This window comes from Alphaproteobacteria bacterium (assembly GCA_035625915.1).
Classification (GTDB): domain Bacteria; phylum Pseudomonadota; class Alphaproteobacteria; order JACZXZ01; family JACZXZ01; genus DATDHA01.
Genome location: DASPOR010000013.1, coordinates 15,401 through 29,745, shown reverse-complemented (window position 1 = coordinate 29,745; position 14,345 = coordinate 15,401). Strand labels below are relative to the sequence as shown.

13 protein-coding genes are annotated in these 14,345 nt (G+C 62.0%); 5 read left to right on the top strand and 8 right to left on the bottom strand.

Annotated features, from left to right (window positions below):
• Positions 1–59: 59 nt before the first annotated feature.
• The 3 genes from VEJ16_01360 to VEJ16_01350 form a co-directional block, all read right to left on the bottom strand.
• Entirely contained in the window at positions 60–194 is a 135-nt protein-coding gene (locus VEJ16_01360; GenBank protein HYB08300.1) for a hypothetical protein, read from the bottom strand.
• 135 nt (positions 195–329) lie between these two features.
• Positions 330–1,223, bottom strand: a complete 894-nt coding sequence (locus VEJ16_01355) for an EamA family transporter (protein HYB08299.1) — start codon at positions 1,221–1,223, stop codon at positions 330–332.
• A gap of 64 nt (positions 1,224–1,287) precedes the next feature.
• Positions 1,288–1,923: a glutathione S-transferase N-terminal domain-containing protein gene (locus VEJ16_01350; protein ID HYB08298.1), complete on the bottom strand. Its 636-nt coding sequence runs from the start codon at positions 1,921–1,923 to the stop codon at positions 1,288–1,290.
• A 180-nt stretch (positions 1,924–2,103) separates the two neighbouring features.
• Here VEJ16_01350 and VEJ16_01345 point away from each other — a divergent pair, with 180 nt between their 5' ends.
• On the top strand, positions 2,104–3,321 hold the full coding sequence (locus VEJ16_01345; GenBank protein HYB08297.1) for an aromatic ring-hydroxylating dioxygenase subunit alpha: 1,218 nt from the start codon (positions 2,104–2,106) through the stop codon (positions 3,319–3,321).
• A gap of 164 nt (positions 3,322–3,485) precedes the next feature.
• Here the strand turns inward: VEJ16_01345 and VEJ16_01340 are convergent, their stop codons facing one another.
• The 4 genes from VEJ16_01340 to VEJ16_01325 all read right to left on the bottom strand — a co-directional run bounded on the left by VEJ16_01340 (position 3,486) and on the right by VEJ16_01325 (position 8,497).
• Positions 3,486–3,920, bottom strand: a complete 435-nt coding sequence (locus VEJ16_01340) for a DUF2852 domain-containing protein (protein ID HYB08296.1) — start codon at positions 3,918–3,920, stop codon at positions 3,486–3,488.
• Between the two features lie 117 nt (positions 3,921–4,037).
• The gene (locus tag VEJ16_01335) at positions 4,038–4,694 is read right to left on the bottom strand and encodes a TetR/AcrR family transcriptional regulator (protein ID HYB08295.1); all 657 of its coding nucleotides are present in this window, start codon (positions 4,692–4,694) and stop codon (positions 4,038–4,040) included.
• A gap of 64 nt (positions 4,695–4,758) precedes the next feature.
• The gene (locus tag VEJ16_01330) at positions 4,759–5,493 is read right to left on the bottom strand and encodes a GntR family transcriptional regulator (protein HYB08294.1); all 735 of its coding nucleotides are present in this window, start codon (positions 5,491–5,493) and stop codon (positions 4,759–4,761) included.
• Positions 5,494–5,497: 4 nt separating this feature from the next.
• Positions 5,498–8,497 (bottom strand): FAD-linked oxidase C-terminal domain-containing protein, encoded by a 3,000-nt coding sequence (locus VEJ16_01325; protein ID HYB08293.1) that lies wholly within the window; start codon positions 8,495–8,497, stop codon positions 5,498–5,500.
• Positions 8,498–8,785: 288 nt separating this feature from the next.
• On the opposite strand from VEJ16_01325, the gene VEJ16_01320 reads away from it, so the two are divergent.
• From VEJ16_01320 to VEJ16_01310, 3 genes are all read left to right on the top strand, one after another.
• Positions 8,786–9,955 (top strand): aminotransferase class V-fold PLP-dependent enzyme, encoded by a 1,170-nt coding sequence (locus VEJ16_01320; GenBank protein ID HYB08292.1) that lies wholly within the window; start codon positions 8,786–8,788, stop codon positions 9,953–9,955.
• Positions 9,956–10,089: 134 nt separating this feature from the next.
• The gene (locus VEJ16_01315; protein ID HYB08291.1) at positions 10,090–11,391 is read left to right on the top strand and encodes an MFS transporter; all 1,302 of its coding nucleotides are present in this window, start codon (positions 10,090–10,092) and stop codon (positions 11,389–11,391) included.
• 7 nt (positions 11,392–11,398) lie between these two features.
• Positions 11,399–12,610 (top strand): CoA transferase, encoded by a 1,212-nt coding sequence (locus VEJ16_01310; protein ID HYB08290.1) that lies wholly within the window; start codon positions 11,399–11,401, stop codon positions 12,608–12,610.
• Positions 12,611–12,643: 33 nt separating this feature from the next.
• Here the strand turns inward: VEJ16_01310 and hspQ are convergent, their stop codons facing one another.
• Complete coding sequence (gene hspQ, locus VEJ16_01305; protein ID HYB08289.1) at positions 12,644–12,967, bottom strand: heat shock protein HspQ; 324 nt, start codon at positions 12,965–12,967, stop codon at positions 12,644–12,646.
• 283 nt (positions 12,968–13,250) lie between these two features.
• On the opposite strand from hspQ, the gene pstS reads away from it, so the two are divergent.
• Positions 13,251–14,309 carry a phosphate ABC transporter substrate-binding protein PstS gene (gene pstS, locus VEJ16_01300; GenBank protein ID HYB08288.1) on the top strand — a complete coding sequence of 353 codons (1,059 nt, stop codon included), beginning with the start codon at positions 13,251–13,253 and terminating at the stop codon, positions 14,307–14,309.
• Positions 14,310–14,345 lie beyond the last annotated feature (36 nt).

Here is a 14,345-nt window from a genome sequence, read left to right as displayed (position 1 = left end):
AAGATGAAACGACGCGTGCGCGCTCGGGCCGCGCATCGCCCCAAGCCTCGCGGCATGCGCTAGTTGAAAAACCCGCCGAGCCAGGTGTGGGCCAGCCAGCCGCTCGCGAACCCGGCCGCAAAATGGATATCGAAGACAAAATTGAACAGCCAGCCGGCCGCGAAAACGAAGGGGTAGCTCAATATGCGCGTCATATGATCTCCTCATCATGCGGATATGCCACCCATCGGGCGGCAAGTGCTGCGGACGGAAGTGAACCTGCCGGAGCTGACGAATACAGTCGAACGCCTTCGAAGTCATTTGCCGCGTTTGCGTCTTTCAGGCTCGCATCACGACCGCAGCCCTCGAAGCGGCCTCAACACTCTTGCAACCCCTGCAGGCAGCACGATGACGGCGAGGCCGAGAAAAATGAGTCCCATGCCAGCGTAGCGGATCGGGCTGAACGCTTCGCCAAAAATCAGCGCGGAGGACGCAACACCCGTGCATGGTGCGAGGAGAGCGAAGGGGGCAACGACGACCGCCGGATAGCGCTGAAGCAGGCTCCCCCAGGCGGCATAGGCGAACACCGTCGCGAAGACGGCGAGATAAATGACAGCACCGACCGCACTCCACGAAGCACTCCCAACCGCTTCGTAAAGGTTGCCGTGCTGATCGCGAAACGCCGTCGAGAGGGCGAGGGCGGGCAGCGGAGGCACAAGGCTTGCCCAGACGACGAGAGGAAAGATGGGTGTGTTGCGCGCGCGTTTCACGAGCACGTTGCCGATCGCCCAACTCAGCGCTCCCGAAAGCGCCAAGCCGAGTGCCACGAACGAGAGATCGCGGCCCTTCGTGGAGGCGATGAGGGCAAGGCCCACGAACGCAACGGCCATGCCCGCGCATTGCCGCGCGCTGGGCACGTCGCGGAGAAAGAGCGCTGAGAGGAGGACCGTGAAGAACACCTGCATCTGCTGCGTGACGGCCGCGAGGCCGGGCGGCATGCCGTGCGCAAAGGCGAAGAAGAGCAGCAGGAACTGCCCCGTGAAGAGCGTGAGGCCGATCAGGATGAGCGTTGGCCAAGGTATCCGAGGCCGCGGCACGAAGAACACCGGCAGGCACGCAATGAGGAAGCGAAGGGCTGTGAGCTGAGGTGCCGAGAAGCCGTCAATGCCCAACTTCGTCGCGACGAACGCAAACCCCCAAACGACGGAGGTGAGCGTCGCCAGCACCATGTCTCGGGCCCTCAACCGTGCGTGCTCCCTCGCTCGCGAAATTCCCACCACTTCGGTCGGACGGGCGGCGGCTCCACGCCTACGCGGCCTTGAGGAGGATGCTGTCTTCCCGCTCGAGCACTTTGCGCACCGCCGGGCGTTTCAGCATCCGCTCCTTGAGAGCCGTGAAGGCGGGAAGAGTATTCACGGGAAGCTCAGCCCGCAGAGCCCATCCGTAGAAGACGAGCGCATAGGGATCGCACACGGTATATTGCGCACCCATCATCCAGTCTTTGCTCTTGAGCAGGCCGTCGATTTCCTGGAGGTTCGCCCAGAATGCCTTGCGCCCCGTCTCCTTGACGGCTCCGTGCGCTGTTGCATCTTCTGCAAAACGCTCGGGCCGGACGATGTGCGTGAAAGACGGGTGTACGGTATTGGAGAACCACGCCATCGTGGAGGTGCAGCGCACCTCATCGGAAAGATCCACCGGAAGGAGCCGAGCTTCGGGGAAGCACTTGGCGACGTAGGTCAGGATCGCGACGTTTTCGGTCAAGATCTTGCCGTCGATACCCAATGCCGGCACCCTGCCACGTGGATTGATTTTGAGGTATGCCTCGCTCCGCTGCTCGCCTTTCGCAATCAGGATCGGGCGCGGCTCGTAAGGCGTGCGCGTCTCTTCGAGGGCGATGTGGGATGCCAGGGAGCAAGCGCCAGGCGAATAGTAAAGAGTCAGCATGGGTGCGTCTCCGTTTCCATGAAACGGGAGGGAGCTTGCCCTCCTCGGCTCCGGTTGTCCACGGGCGAGTTTTCGGATCACCGAGTGCACGCGTCCGCATCGGCGCACCGGTGCGGCGGGCATGGTAGTGTGTCGCCGAATCCATTAATGTCATGCGCCGATCGAAGGGAAGGGATGCGTATGGCGCAGAGTGAACGAAGCGGAAGCGGCAACGGCAAGATCGCCGCGTTGATTGCGGCACAGCCGCAGGGGCACGCCTTGCGTCAGGCATTTTATGCCGACCCCGACGTTTTTGCGCGCGAGATCGAGCGTCTCTTCATCGGCCACTGGCTCTGCGCCGGTCACGAGAGCAGTGCGCCCAATGCCGGCGATTATTTTGTGGTGGAGATCGCGTCGGAGTCGGCGATCGTCGTGCGCGGGGAGGACGGTCGTTTGCGCGCTTTCGCCAATGTCTGCCGCCATCGCGGCTCGCGCATCGCGACGGCGGCGTCGGGCAACGCCAGGTATCTTGTCTGCCCTTATCACGCCTGGACCTATGGTCTCGACGGCGGCCTGCGCGCGGCGCGGCACATGCCGGCGGATTTCGACAAATCGACCCACGGTCTCAAACCCGTCAATTTGCGCGTGATCGAAGGAATCGTCCTCATATCCTTCGCTGCGATGCCATTAGGGCTTGGCCATATGGAGCGGACAGTCGGCGACTGCTTCGGCCCCTATGAATGGACGCGCGTGCGAATTGCACACCGGGAGCGTTATCCGATCGCAGCCAACTGGAAGCTCGCGGTCGAGAACTATCTCGAATGCTACCACTGCTCACCCTCGCATCCGGAATATTCGAGGTTCCATGCGCTCGAGCAGCCGCTACCGCGCATTGAAAAGCTCAACGCCCGCATGCGGGAACGCGCCGAGGCCCTCGGCGTCGATATCCCGGCTTACGATCATTGGGTACCGTCGGCCGACGGCGAGGAGGCCGTGCGCGGATTCCGCTACGCCCTCTATGACGGTGTCGAGACCGGCAGCATGGACGGCAAGGCCGTGGCTCCCCTACTCGGCCGCTTCAACGGGTTCGACGGCGGGGTCACGTCGATCCACCTCGGGCCGGCGAGTTTCCTTGTCTCATACACGGACCACGGCGTTATCTATCGCTTCGTCCCTCGCACCGTCGCGACGTGCGAGATGGAGGTCATCTGGCTCGTGCGCGCCGACGCACGCGAGGGCGTCGATTACGACCCGGGCCGGCTTACCTGGCTCTGGAAGGTGACGAGCGAGGAGGACAAGCGCATCGTCGAAGACAACCAGCTCGGCATCAATTCCCGTTATTACGAGCCGGGTCCCTATGCGCCGATGGAGCATTTCACGAACCGATTCGTCGAGTGGTATCTCGGCGAAATCGCCTGACGATAGCGCCTGTTTTGCCGAGCGCATGTCGAATAGCGTGGCAAGCAGCTACTGAATTCAGCAAGGACGATTGAATGTGCTCAGGCCCTCATCGCTTCGGACAAGGGCCTGAGATATCAATGCGTCTTCAAGTCGCGGCGCGTGCGCTCAAGACTGAGGTGCGTTCAGGTTTGAGCTTGCGGCTGCGGGTCGGGGCCGTGAGCGCCACGGCGGCGCTCGGCGAGGAATTCGTCGAACTCCGCCTTGTCCTTGGCGAAGCGCAAGCGGTTGAGAAACTCCATGAATTCGCGCTGCTCCTCTTCGAGGCGTCGCAAAGTCTCGGCGCGGTATTCGTCAAAGGCGCGATTGCCGCTCGACGCCGAACGCCGTCCGCAACCGAACCAGCGCTCGCGCGCGTCGTCACCATGCCGGCCCTCGCGGTGCTCCGCGTGGTAACGCTCCCAATATGCGCGTCCGCATCTCCAATGTCCCATTCGTCCACTCCATAAAAGATAGGCCAGGACCGCAAGGCCCAGCGGCCAGAAGAAGATGAAGCCCAAGACCATAAGACCGATCCAGGCCGGCTTCCCAAAATCGTCCATGCGCGCCGCGATATCCATGGTGGCCTCATGTTAATGTTTTTTACATTAACATAGATATCGATGCGGGCATGGCCTGTCAAGGGTCCGGATGGATAGCCCTGACGAGCCGAGGGCAATCCGGCGGTGGTAGTCCTTCTACCGCGCCGCGGTCCGCTCCGCATGAAGGCCGAGGCCGCGCAAATAAACGAGTACCGCGGCTTCGAGAAGGTCTTCCGCCGACATGGGGAGCTTGCGACGTGCGGCGTCGCCTCGACCGAAAAGCGAGGCGACGCCGTGAGCGAGCGCCCAAATATGAAGCGCCATCATGAGCGGGGGTGGTCGCTGTGGTGTGGGCACGAGCATGCAAAGCGCTTGCGACGCCTCGCGCAAGACGGCGAAGGCGCGCTCGCCCGCTTGCGCAAGTGCCGGGTCTGCATCGGGTGCAATCCCCGCCTCGAACATGGCCGAATAATACGCGGGCTCTTCACGTGCGAAGGCAAGATAAGCTTTGCCGAGCCGTTGGAACGCCGTGAGCGGGTCGGGACGGCCGCCATCCCAGGCCTTCGCAAGCGCCGACTCGAATCGCTCGAATCCCCGTCGCGCCACATCGGCAATTACGTCATCCCGGTCGCGGAAGTGACGATAGGGGGCGGCCGCACTCACGCCTGCCGCACGTGCGGCTTCGGCAAACGTGAAGCCCGCCGGGCCTTTCTCGGCGATCAGCGCCAGCGCTGCACGGATGAGCGCCTCCTTGAGGTCGCCGTGGTGATAGGTGCCCCGGCTAGGACCGCGCCCATGTCTCGACCAGCTCATGTGAAAAGCTCTTACATCAATCGCAAGTGTGTCTCAACGTCGGCGTTTCTGTTTGAGGCGTTCTTCAAGAAGTCAATCCGCCAGCCGCGCGACGTGGGGACTCGGCGAGAAGGGATTCCCTTACGGTCTCGCCCTTGTTCTTGAGGTGGCGCTTGAGGAGGGCCGAGAGATTTGCCCCGTCCCGTGCAACGAGTGCTGCGAGTATCTGCTCGTGCTCGGCGACCGCCTGCGCCCAACGCGCCCGCGACATGTTGGCGATGTAGCGCGCGCGCCTAACTCGGCCCGAGAGTGCGCGATAAGTGCTGGCGAGGGTCGGATTTCGGGCAGCCGCTAAAATTTTCTCATGAATCCGTTGATTGCACTGAAAGTAGGGTGCGAGCTCGCCGCGCGTGTAGTGAAGCAGCATCTGCGCGTGGATGACACGAATCTCGGCGATCTCTTCGTCCGTGATTCGCTCGGCGGCAAGCTCGCCCGAAAGTGCTTCGAGCGCCGCCATCACCGCGAACATCTCCTCGACTTCATCGATCCGGAGGCGTGAAACGGTTGCGCCACGACTTGGGTGAAGTACGACGAGCCCGTCGGCCGCGAGCACTTTGAACGCCTCGCGCAGGGGCGTGCGCGAGATGCCCATTTTTTGGCATAGCTCACGCTCCCTGAGCTTGCTGCCCGGCGCCAGTGCCCCCTCGACAATCATTTCACGCAGGCGGTCTGCTGCGACCTGGGCGAAGTTGCCGCGCTTGAATGGCGAAGCGGGCATCTCCTCGACGAGCACCAAGTCGGCGGAATCGGACCTGGCCATGGCCTCAGCGCCCATCGTTCGGGGTTGATGCCGACCCATTCTTCGTGTCGTCTCGACCGACGGTCTCGTTCGGCGATAGCGCCATGGCGAGCACCCGGGCGACGTGCATGGCCTCTCGGCCGGCGCCGTCCTTGATCTGATGGCGGCAGCTCGTACCGTCCGCCACGATAAGGGTGTCCTCGCCCGCCTTGCGCACGGCGGGAAGAAGGGCCGCTTCCGCCATGCGCATGGACGTTTCGTAGGTCTCCGCCTGAAAGCCGAAGGCGCCGGCCATGCCACAGCAGGAAGACGCGACTGTCTCGACCTCGAGTCCAGGAACGAGGCGCAAGATGCGTTCGACGGTATTCATGGCGGCGAATGCCTTTTGGTGACAATGGCCGTGGAGGATCGCCTTCTTGTAGGGGATGGCACGGAGTGGGAGGTCGAGCCTTCCGACCTTCATCTCCGCAGCGAGAAATTCCTCGAAGAGCTTGGCGCAATTCGCGAGGGCGGTTGCCCTCGGCCCCAAGTGCATGGCTGTCATCTCGTCGCGCAGAGTGAGGAGGCAGGAGGGCTCGAGCCCCACGATTGGCACACCGCGCTCGACGAACGGTGCGACGGCATCGAGAAGACGATTGGCCTCCTTGCGCGCTTCATCGACGAGACCGGCGGCGAGGAAGGTCCGTCCACAACAAAGCGGGCGGCCGCCGTCTCGCGCTGCGGCGACATGCACGCCGTAACCCCCCGCCTTGAGCACGTCGAGTGCGGCGTATGCATTCTCGGGCTCGAAATAGGTCGAAAAGGTGTCGGCCACGAGAACGACTTCTTGTGCGTCCCGGCCGGGTGAAGTCACTGGCGAGACGTTGAAAATATCGCGCCGCCATTCGGGCAGGCTGCGGGCGGCCGCGATGCCGAACCAGCGTTCGCCCAGCTCGGCCAAGAACGAACCAGCGTTGCGCAGGTTCGCCAGTGGCGCCAGTCTCGCGAGGTAAGGCGCATAACGGGGGAGGTAGGCGACGAGGCGATCACGCGCCGAAAGTCCGTGACGCTTGCTGTAATGGTAAAGAAACTCGGTCTTCATGCGCGCCATGTCGACGCCAGTCGGACATTCGCGCTTGCAGCCCTTGCAGCCGACGCAGAGCTTCATCGTGTCTGCGAGCGCATCCGAGGCGAAGGCATCGGGTCCGAGCTGGCCCGAGATCGCCAGGCGCAGGCTGTTGGCGCGGCCGCGTGTGACGTGCTGTTCGTCCATCGTCACGCGGTAGGACGGGCACATCACGCTCGCGTCGAATTTGCGGCATTCGCCGTTGTTGTTGCACATCTCAATGGCGCCGCCGAACCCACCCCATGCAGACCAATCGAGGGCTGTGTCGAATGCCGGCGTCACATAATCCGGCTTGAATCGAAAGAGTGTGCGATCGTCCATTTTCGGCGCGCGCACGATCTTGCCGGGATTGAACACACCCTTCGGGTCGAGTATGTCCTTGACCGCCTCGAACGCCGCGACCATGCGGGAGCCGAACATCGGCTTGTGAAATTCCGACCGCACGAGCCCATCGCCGTGCTCGCCTGAGTGGGAACCCTTGTATTCGCGCACGATCTCGAACGCCTCTTCCGCAATCGCGCGCATTTTCCTGGCCCCCTCCGCGTCCTTCATGTTGAGGATCGGGCGGACATGGAGGCAGCCGACCGAGGCGTGGGCGTACCAGGTGCCGGTCGTGCCGTGCTTGGTGAAAATTTCCGTAAGGCGCGCGGTGTAGTCGGCGAGATCGTCGAGCGAAACGGCGCAATCCTCGATGAACGATACCGGTTTGCCGTCGCCTTTCATCGACATCATGATGTTGAGCCCGGATTTGCGCACCTCCCACACATCGCGCTGGAACGCGGGGTCGATCGCTTCTACGACGCCGCCGGGAAATCCGAGATCGCCCATGAGTTCGACGAGACCGCGCAACCGTGCAATTTGCGGGTCGAGTTCTTCACCCGCGAACTCGACAAGGAGGAGGGCGTCGGGTTCGCCGCGCACGAAACGCTCGATCGTCGGGCGGAAGATTGGAATATCGCGCGCAAGCTCGATCATCGTGCGGTCGACAAGCTCGACCGCGTCGGGGCCGAGGGCGACGATATGCTTGGTTGCCGCCATCGCCTTGTAAAAGGTGGGAAAATGGCAAACTCCAAGGATCTTGTGCTTCGGGATCGAATGCAGGCGAAGCTCGATCCGGCGCGAAAAGGCAAGAGTACCCTCCGAGCCCACGAGAAGATGCGCGAAGTTGATCGGTGGCGCATTGGCGCCGCGCGGGGTGAGGGCGTCGATATTGTATCCGCCCACGCGGCGCTGCAGGCTCGGGAACCGCGCTGCGATCTCGTCCGCCTCGCGCCGTCCGAGGTCTAGGAGCGCCGCGGTCATCCTGCCTTGCGCCGGCGTCGGGTCTCCGGCGGCGTCAAGCTCGCCAAAGCGCATGCTCGTGCCGTCGGCAAGAGTTGCGTCGATTGCGCGCACGTTGTCACGCATGGTGCCGAAGCGGATCGAGCGCGCGCCGCACGAATTGTTGCCGGTCATGCCGCCGATGGTCGCTCGGCTCGAGGTCGACACGTCGACAGGGAAAAAAAGCCCATGCGGTCGCAGGAGGGCATTGAGCCGGTCGAGCACGATGCCGGGCTCGACGACGGCGCGACGATTCGGCGCATCGAGCTCGATCACACGGTTGAGCGTTGGGCTTACATCGACGACAATCGCTGCACCGACCGTCTGGCCGCACTGGGACGTGCCGCCGCCGCGCGGCAGCACCGGCACACCTTCCGCCGCAGCGATCTCCACGACGCGGACAATGTCGGCCTCGGTCCTCGGAATGACGACGCCGATCGGTTCGATCTGGTAGATCGAAGCGTCGGTCGAATAGCGCCCGCGCGTGAAGGGATCGAAGCGCACCACGCCCTCGATCTCTTGCCGGAGTCGGGCGGCAAGGGCCGGATCCCCAATGCGAGTTTTGATGGCACGGGTGCCGCCGCCAAGCGCGCGATGCATATGCGCTGTGATCGCGGCACTCTCGCGTTTGCGTTCGGTCGATGCCTCGTCCATGCGCCGTCATGCTCTCCGCAGGGTCGTTTCCATTATCATCGCCGATCCCAAAATTGAATGCAATTAGCAAGTTTGGCGAGCCGAGAATTTTGCCGGATTCTTGTTAATCTGCATTTTATCAATGCTTTGACTACAAACCAGCATTCAATTGACAGCTGTCATTTTGAATGCATAATCTCACGGAGACCAATTCTCCTTAACTTTTCAGCCTGATTGGCACGAGCGAGAGAACTCATGACCTATCACAGCGGCCGCCATTTCCTTCAAATTCCAGGCCCGACCAATGTGCCGGATCGCGTATTGCGCGCGATCGACAATCCCACGATGGATCACCGCGGGCCCGCTTTCGGCCGCATGGGCCACGAGCTACTCGAAGCTGTTCGGAAAATCTTCAAGACAGACGGGCCGGTCGTGATTTTTCCCGCCTCCGGCACCGGCGCCTGGGAAGCCGCACTGGTGAATACGTTATCCCCCGGCGACAAGGTGTTGATGGCCGAGACAGGTCATTTTGCGAGCCTTTGGTTTCGAATGGCGGGCCGGCTCGGCCTCGAGGTCGATTTGATCCCCGGCGATTGGCGTCACGGCGTCGATCCAGCGGCGGTCGAGGCGAAGCTTGCCGAGGACCGCGCGAAAAAGATCAAGGCCGTCTGCATTGTCCACAACGAGACTTCGACAGGCGTTACCTCCCGCGTGGCCGACGTGCGCGCCGCGATCGATCGTGCAAGGCATCCGGCACTCTTCATGGTCGATACAATTTCCTCCCTCGCCTCGATCGACTACCGCCATGACGAGTGGGGCGTCGACGTGACGGTTGCCGGGTCGCAAAAGGGACTCATGCTGCCGCCCGGGCTCAGCTTCAATGCCGTGAGCGACAAGGCGCGCGCCGCGGGCAAGACAGCCAAGCTCCCGCGTTCCTACTGGAATTGGGAGGAGATGCTGGCCTCGAACGCGACCGGCTATTTTCCTTATACACCCGCAACCAATCTCCTCTACGGGCTCAAGGAGGCCATTGCGATGCTGCTCGAGGAAGGCCTCGACAATGTCTTCGCGCGTCACGACCGCCATGCCGAAGCGACGCGCCGGGCGGTGCGTGCGTGGGGCCTCGAAATCCTTTGCCTCGAGCCGCGGGAATATTCGAGTTCGCTGACCGCGGTTCTGCTTCCCGCTGGACACGACGCCGACGCGTTCCGGAAAGTAACTCTCGAACGCTACAACCTCTCGCTCGGAAACGGGCTCGGCAAGCTTCAGGGCAAGGTATTTCGCATCGGCCATCTCGGCGACTTCAACGATCTGATGCTTGCCGGGACCCTCTGTGGCGTCGAGATGGGCCTGCAAGCGGCAGGTGTGCCGATCAAGGCAAGCGGTGTTTCCGCCGCCCTGAGCTATCTTGGAGGCAACTACTGATGAAACCCCGCGAGGGGTACAGGGCGGCGCCACAGTATAGTCTCACGAGCGCACGACCGAGCGATGCGTCGGAGGTGAAGTAAAAAAATCCGAGAACAATCGGCCGCAATGAAGTAGCCAAGCAGGGAGGAAACATGAACTTGGCAGAGCCGCTCCCGCGGCGGCTGTTCACGGCGACGAACATATTCTTGGCGTTCCTCTGTGCCATGTATTTCATCACCTATGTCGACCGCGTAAATACGGCGACTGCGGCCACGGATATCAAGGTCGAGCTTGGCCTCAGCAACACCCAGCTGGGTTACGCTTTCGGCGCTTTCGGATATGCCTACGCCCTCTTTCAAATCGTCGGCGGCTGGATCGGGGATCGGCTGGGTCCACGCCTGACATTGAGTATTTGCGGATTCGTGTGGGCCGCCGCGACCATCCTGACGGGGTTCGTGAACGGCTTTGTCTCCCTCCTTCTCGTCCGCTTCGTGCTCGGCCTCGGGGAAGGGGCGACATTCCCGACCGCGACGCGCGCAATGTCGAATTGGCTCACGAAAAGTAAACGCGCCTTTGCCCAGGGCATCACCCACAGCTTCGCGCGGGCCGCCATAGCGATCACGCCGCTCGTCGTCGCGTGGCTCATCGTCAACTGGGGTTGGCGCAGCTCGTTTATCGTTGTCGGCCTAGTAAGCCTTCTGTGGGTGCTGTCCTGGGCATGGTATTTCCGAGACGACCCGCGCGAGCACAAAGGCATGACAAAATTCGAGCTTGCTGAGCTTCCCGCCTACCGTGACGGCCGCGCGGTCGACGCCGAGCCGGTGCCCTGGGGCCGATTGCTCGCGCGTATGATGCCGACGACGATCGTCTATTTCTGCTACGCCTGGACGCTGTGGCTTTATCTCACTTGGATTCCGTCATTCTTTCGCGTGGGTTATAACCTCGAAATCACCAAGACCGCACTTTTCACCTTTGGCGTCACGGCCTTCGGCGCCGTTGGGGATACCGTGGGCGGGATCATCAGCGATTGGCTGCTTCGCAAGACTGGAAGCCTGGCGATCGCGCGGCGAAATGTTATTGTCGTCAGCCTCCTGACGTCTCTTTGCTTTCTTCTCCCAGTTCTGCTGCTCAAGGACCTCACGATCATAACGGTGGCGCTCGGTTGCGCGTTTTTCTGCCTCGAGTTGACGATCGGTCCGATCTGGTCGGTGCCGATGGACATAGCGCCCGGATTCTCGGGCACGGCGAGCGGAATCATGAACACAGGCTCGGCGATCGCGGGTTTCGTCTCGCCGATTGTGTTCGGCTGGCTGGTAGACCTCACGGGCGATTGGCATGTGCCGTTCTGGGGCTCTATCGGCTTGCTCCTCGCGGGCGCGGTGCTCGCATTCTGGATGCACCCGGAGCGCGCGCTCGCTGGAACGCACACAGAGGCAATCTCGGAAGGAGCTTGAGGGAGCCATGGCGGGCCGGCAAGCGGGACCCCTTCACGGTCTCAAGGTCTTAGAACTGGCGCACGTGATGGCGGGGCCGGTTTGCGGGCTCATGCTTGCCGACCTCGGCGCGGACGTCGTGAAGATTGAGCGCAATCCAGGCGGGGACGACGCCCGTCGGATGGTCCCACCCGAAATCGGCGGCGAGTCGGCCGCGTTCATGATGATGAATCGGAACAAGCGCGGTATCGCCCTCAACCTCAAGAGCGAAGACGGCAAGGCCGTTCTGCGCCGTCTTGTGGCCGGCGCCGACATCCTGACGGAAAACTACCGTCGCGGCGTCATGGACAAGCTCGGCCTCGGCTACGAACGGCTCGCGGCGATCAATCCCGCGCTGATTTACTGCGAGATTTCCGGCTTCGGGCGGACGGGCCCCTATGCGGACCGCGGCGGCTTCGATCTCATCGCCCAGGGCATGAGCGGCCTCATGAGCATCACAGGGGAAGGGCCCGGCCGACCGCCGGTCAAGGTGGGCGCACCGATAACGGACATCACCGCGGGGATCCTTGCCGCCCTCGGCGTCTTGGCGGCTTACGTCGAACGCCTCAAGACAGGCAAGGGACAACGCGTCGATACCTCGCTGTTCGAGGCGGGGATCATCCACACCTATTGGCAATCAGCGATTTGCTTCGCGACCGGGATAGCACCCGGGCCCATGGGCTCTTCCCACCCTCTCAATGCGCCGTATCAAGCATATCCAACCGCGGATGGCTGGATCAACGTGGGGGCGGCCAACCAGGCGAACTGGAAGCGCTTGGTCGAAATACTTGAAGTTCCCGAACTCGTGCGCGATCCGCGTTTCAAAGAAAATGCGGGGCGCATGGCCAACCTCGCGGCCCTCGACGATATTCTGGCCCGGCAATTCCGGACTCGAACGAGCGCCCAATGGCTCGCGAAGTGCGAGGCTGCTGGGCTGCCTGCCGGCCCGGTCCTCGACGTCAAGGCTATGCACGCCGATCCTCAGGTGCGGGCGCGGGCCATGGTGACCGAAGTGACGCACAGTCGCCTCGGACCGCTTGAAACGCTTGGGATGCCGATCAAATTCTCCGCCTCGGCGAGCGGCCCGCGCCATGGCGCTCCTCGCTTCGGCGAGCATACTCGCGAAGTGCTGACGGAGCACGGCATCGACGACGCAGAAATTCGGCGTCTGGCCGACAACGGAACCATTTACCTCGCGTGACGGCCCCCGGGGGGCCGCACCCCCGCGGGCAGGTCAATTCGGCACGATTTTCTTAGGCAGGTACCGCCCGTTTTCCATGCCGGCGAAATGCTCGCCGATTTGCGGATGGGCGATCGGCTTGCCGCTGTCATCGGGCAGGAGGTTCTGTTCAGAGACATAGGCGACGTAGGAACTTTGCGCGTTCTCCGCGAGCAGATGGTAAAAGGGCTGGTCGCGGTGCGGACGAACGTCCTCCGGAATCGACAAGAGCCATTCCTCGGTATTGGAAAAGACCGGGTCGACATCGAAGATCACCCCGCGGAAGGGGTGGACCCGGTGGCGCACCAGTTGCCCGATCCGAAATTTCGCAATCCGCATCCAATTCTTCCCGATAGCAATCCGAAACGTCTATGCCGTTGGTATGCAAAAGACAATGCCCTCGATGGCGAGTGCTTGCAATGGCCTGGGTTTTCGCGAATGGATGCCGGTTTACGCAGCCCGGCAGAGGTGACCTAATCGTCATAAATATGACGCATAAGCGTAATTTTTCCTAAGTAGACTTGCCACCCGATTGAAACGAGTACCGCCTACGATCCCGGCGCTCGTCCCTCACCGATCGTGCGCGAGAAGGTGGCTCGAGTCACTTGCAGGGAGTCCCAAGATGAAACGCATTACAATGAGCGTCCTGGTGGGCGCCGCCATGCTCGTTGGCGTCGGTCAAGCCCGTGCTGCCGATATTTCAGGTGCCGGGGCCACGTTTCCGTATCCGATCTATGCCAAATGGGCAGATGCCTACAAGACCAAGACCGGTATTGGCATGAACTACCAGTCGATCGGGTCCGGCGGCGGCATTAAGCAGATCAAGGCAAAAACGGTCGACTTTGGCGCCTCGGATATGCCGCTCGAGGTCAAGGACCTCGATGAAGCCGGCCTCATGCAGTTCCCCATGGTGATGGGTGGTGTTGTGCCGGTCGTCAATATCAAGGGGATAGAAGCCGGCCAGATGAAGCTCACGGGGCCGGTGCTGGCCGATATCTATCTCAATAAAATCACCAAATGGAACGACCCAGCCATTGCGCAGCTCAATCCGGACCTCAAGCTGCCCGACGAGGCGATAACGGTCGTTCACCGCGCCGACGGGTCGGGTACGACGTTCATCTTCACCAATTATCTCGCGAAGGTGAGCCCGGAATGGAAGGAAAAGGTCGGCGTCAACACGTCGGTCGAGTGGCCAACCGGTGTCGGTGCAAAAGGGAACGAAGGCGTCGCCGGGTCCGCAAAGCAGATCGACGGTGGCATTGGTTACGTCGAATATGCGTATGCGCTCCAAAACAAACTCGCGTACACCCAGCTTTCAAACAAGGCAGGGAAATTCGTGAAGCCGGAAGCATCGGCATTTCAGGCGGCTGCCGCCAATGCGGATTGGGAGAAGGCTGAGGGGTTCAACCTCCTCCTCACGGACCAGCCGGGCGATGCGAGTTGGCCGATCACGGGCGCGACGTTCATCCTCTTTTATAAGAAGCAGGACAAGCCCGACACTGCGGCCGCAGTGCTCAAGTTCTTCGACTGGGCTTACCACAATGGCGCAAAGATGGCGGAGGAATTGGACTATATTCCGATGCCCGCCAACGTGATCGAGCTTGTCGAGCGGACATGGGAGCGGGACATCAAGACCGCGGACGGCAAACCCGTATTCACCGCAAGCATGGTGCAGAACTAGATCGCGTAACTCCGGTCGTGCGAGGCGTGCGTCCAT

Excerpts from the sequence above, each read along its gene's own strand:
- VEJ16_01320 (HYB08292.1), top strand. The coding sequence starts at position 8,786 with ATGACCTATCACAGCGGCCGCCATTTCCTTCAAATTCCAGGCCCGACC.
- VEJ16_01335 (HYB08295.1), bottom strand. The coding sequence starts at position 4,694 with ATGAGCTGGTCGAGACATGGGCGCGGTCCTAGCCGGGGCACCTATCAC.
- VEJ16_01315 (HYB08291.1), top strand. The coding sequence starts at position 10,090 with ATGAACTTGGCAGAGCCGCTCCCGCGGCGGCTGTTCACGGCGACGAAC.
- VEJ16_01345 (HYB08297.1), top strand. The coding sequence starts at position 2,104 with ATGGCGCAGAGTGAACGAAGCGGAAGCGGCAACGGCAAGATCGCCGCG.
- pstS (HYB08288.1), top strand. The coding sequence starts at position 13,251 with ATGAAACGCATTACAATGAGCGTCCTGGTGGGCGCCGCCATGCTCGTT.
- VEJ16_01350 (HYB08298.1), bottom strand. The coding sequence starts at position 1,923 with ATGCTGACTCTTTACTATTCGCCTGGCGCTTGCTCCCTGGCATCCCAC.
- hspQ (HYB08289.1), bottom strand. The coding sequence starts at position 12,967 with ATGCGGATTGCGAAATTTCGGATCGGGCAACTGGTGCGCCACCGGGTC.
- VEJ16_01330 (HYB08294.1), bottom strand. The coding sequence starts at position 5,493 with ATGGCCAGGTCCGATTCCGCCGACTTGGTGCTCGTCGAGGAGATGCCC.
- VEJ16_01310 (HYB08290.1), top strand. The coding sequence starts at position 11,399 with ATGGCGGGCCGGCAAGCGGGACCCCTTCACGGTCTCAAGGTCTTAGAA.
- VEJ16_01360 (HYB08300.1), bottom strand. The coding sequence starts at position 194 with ATGACGCGCATATTGAGCTACCCCTTCGTTTTCGCGGCCGGCTGGCTG.
- VEJ16_01340 (HYB08296.1), bottom strand. The coding sequence starts at position 3,920 with ATGGATATCGCGGCGCGCATGGACGATTTTGGGAAGCCGGCCTGGATC.
- VEJ16_01325 (HYB08293.1), bottom strand. The coding sequence starts at position 8,497 with ATGCATCGCGCGCTTGGCGGCGGCACCCGTGCCATCAAAACTCGCATT.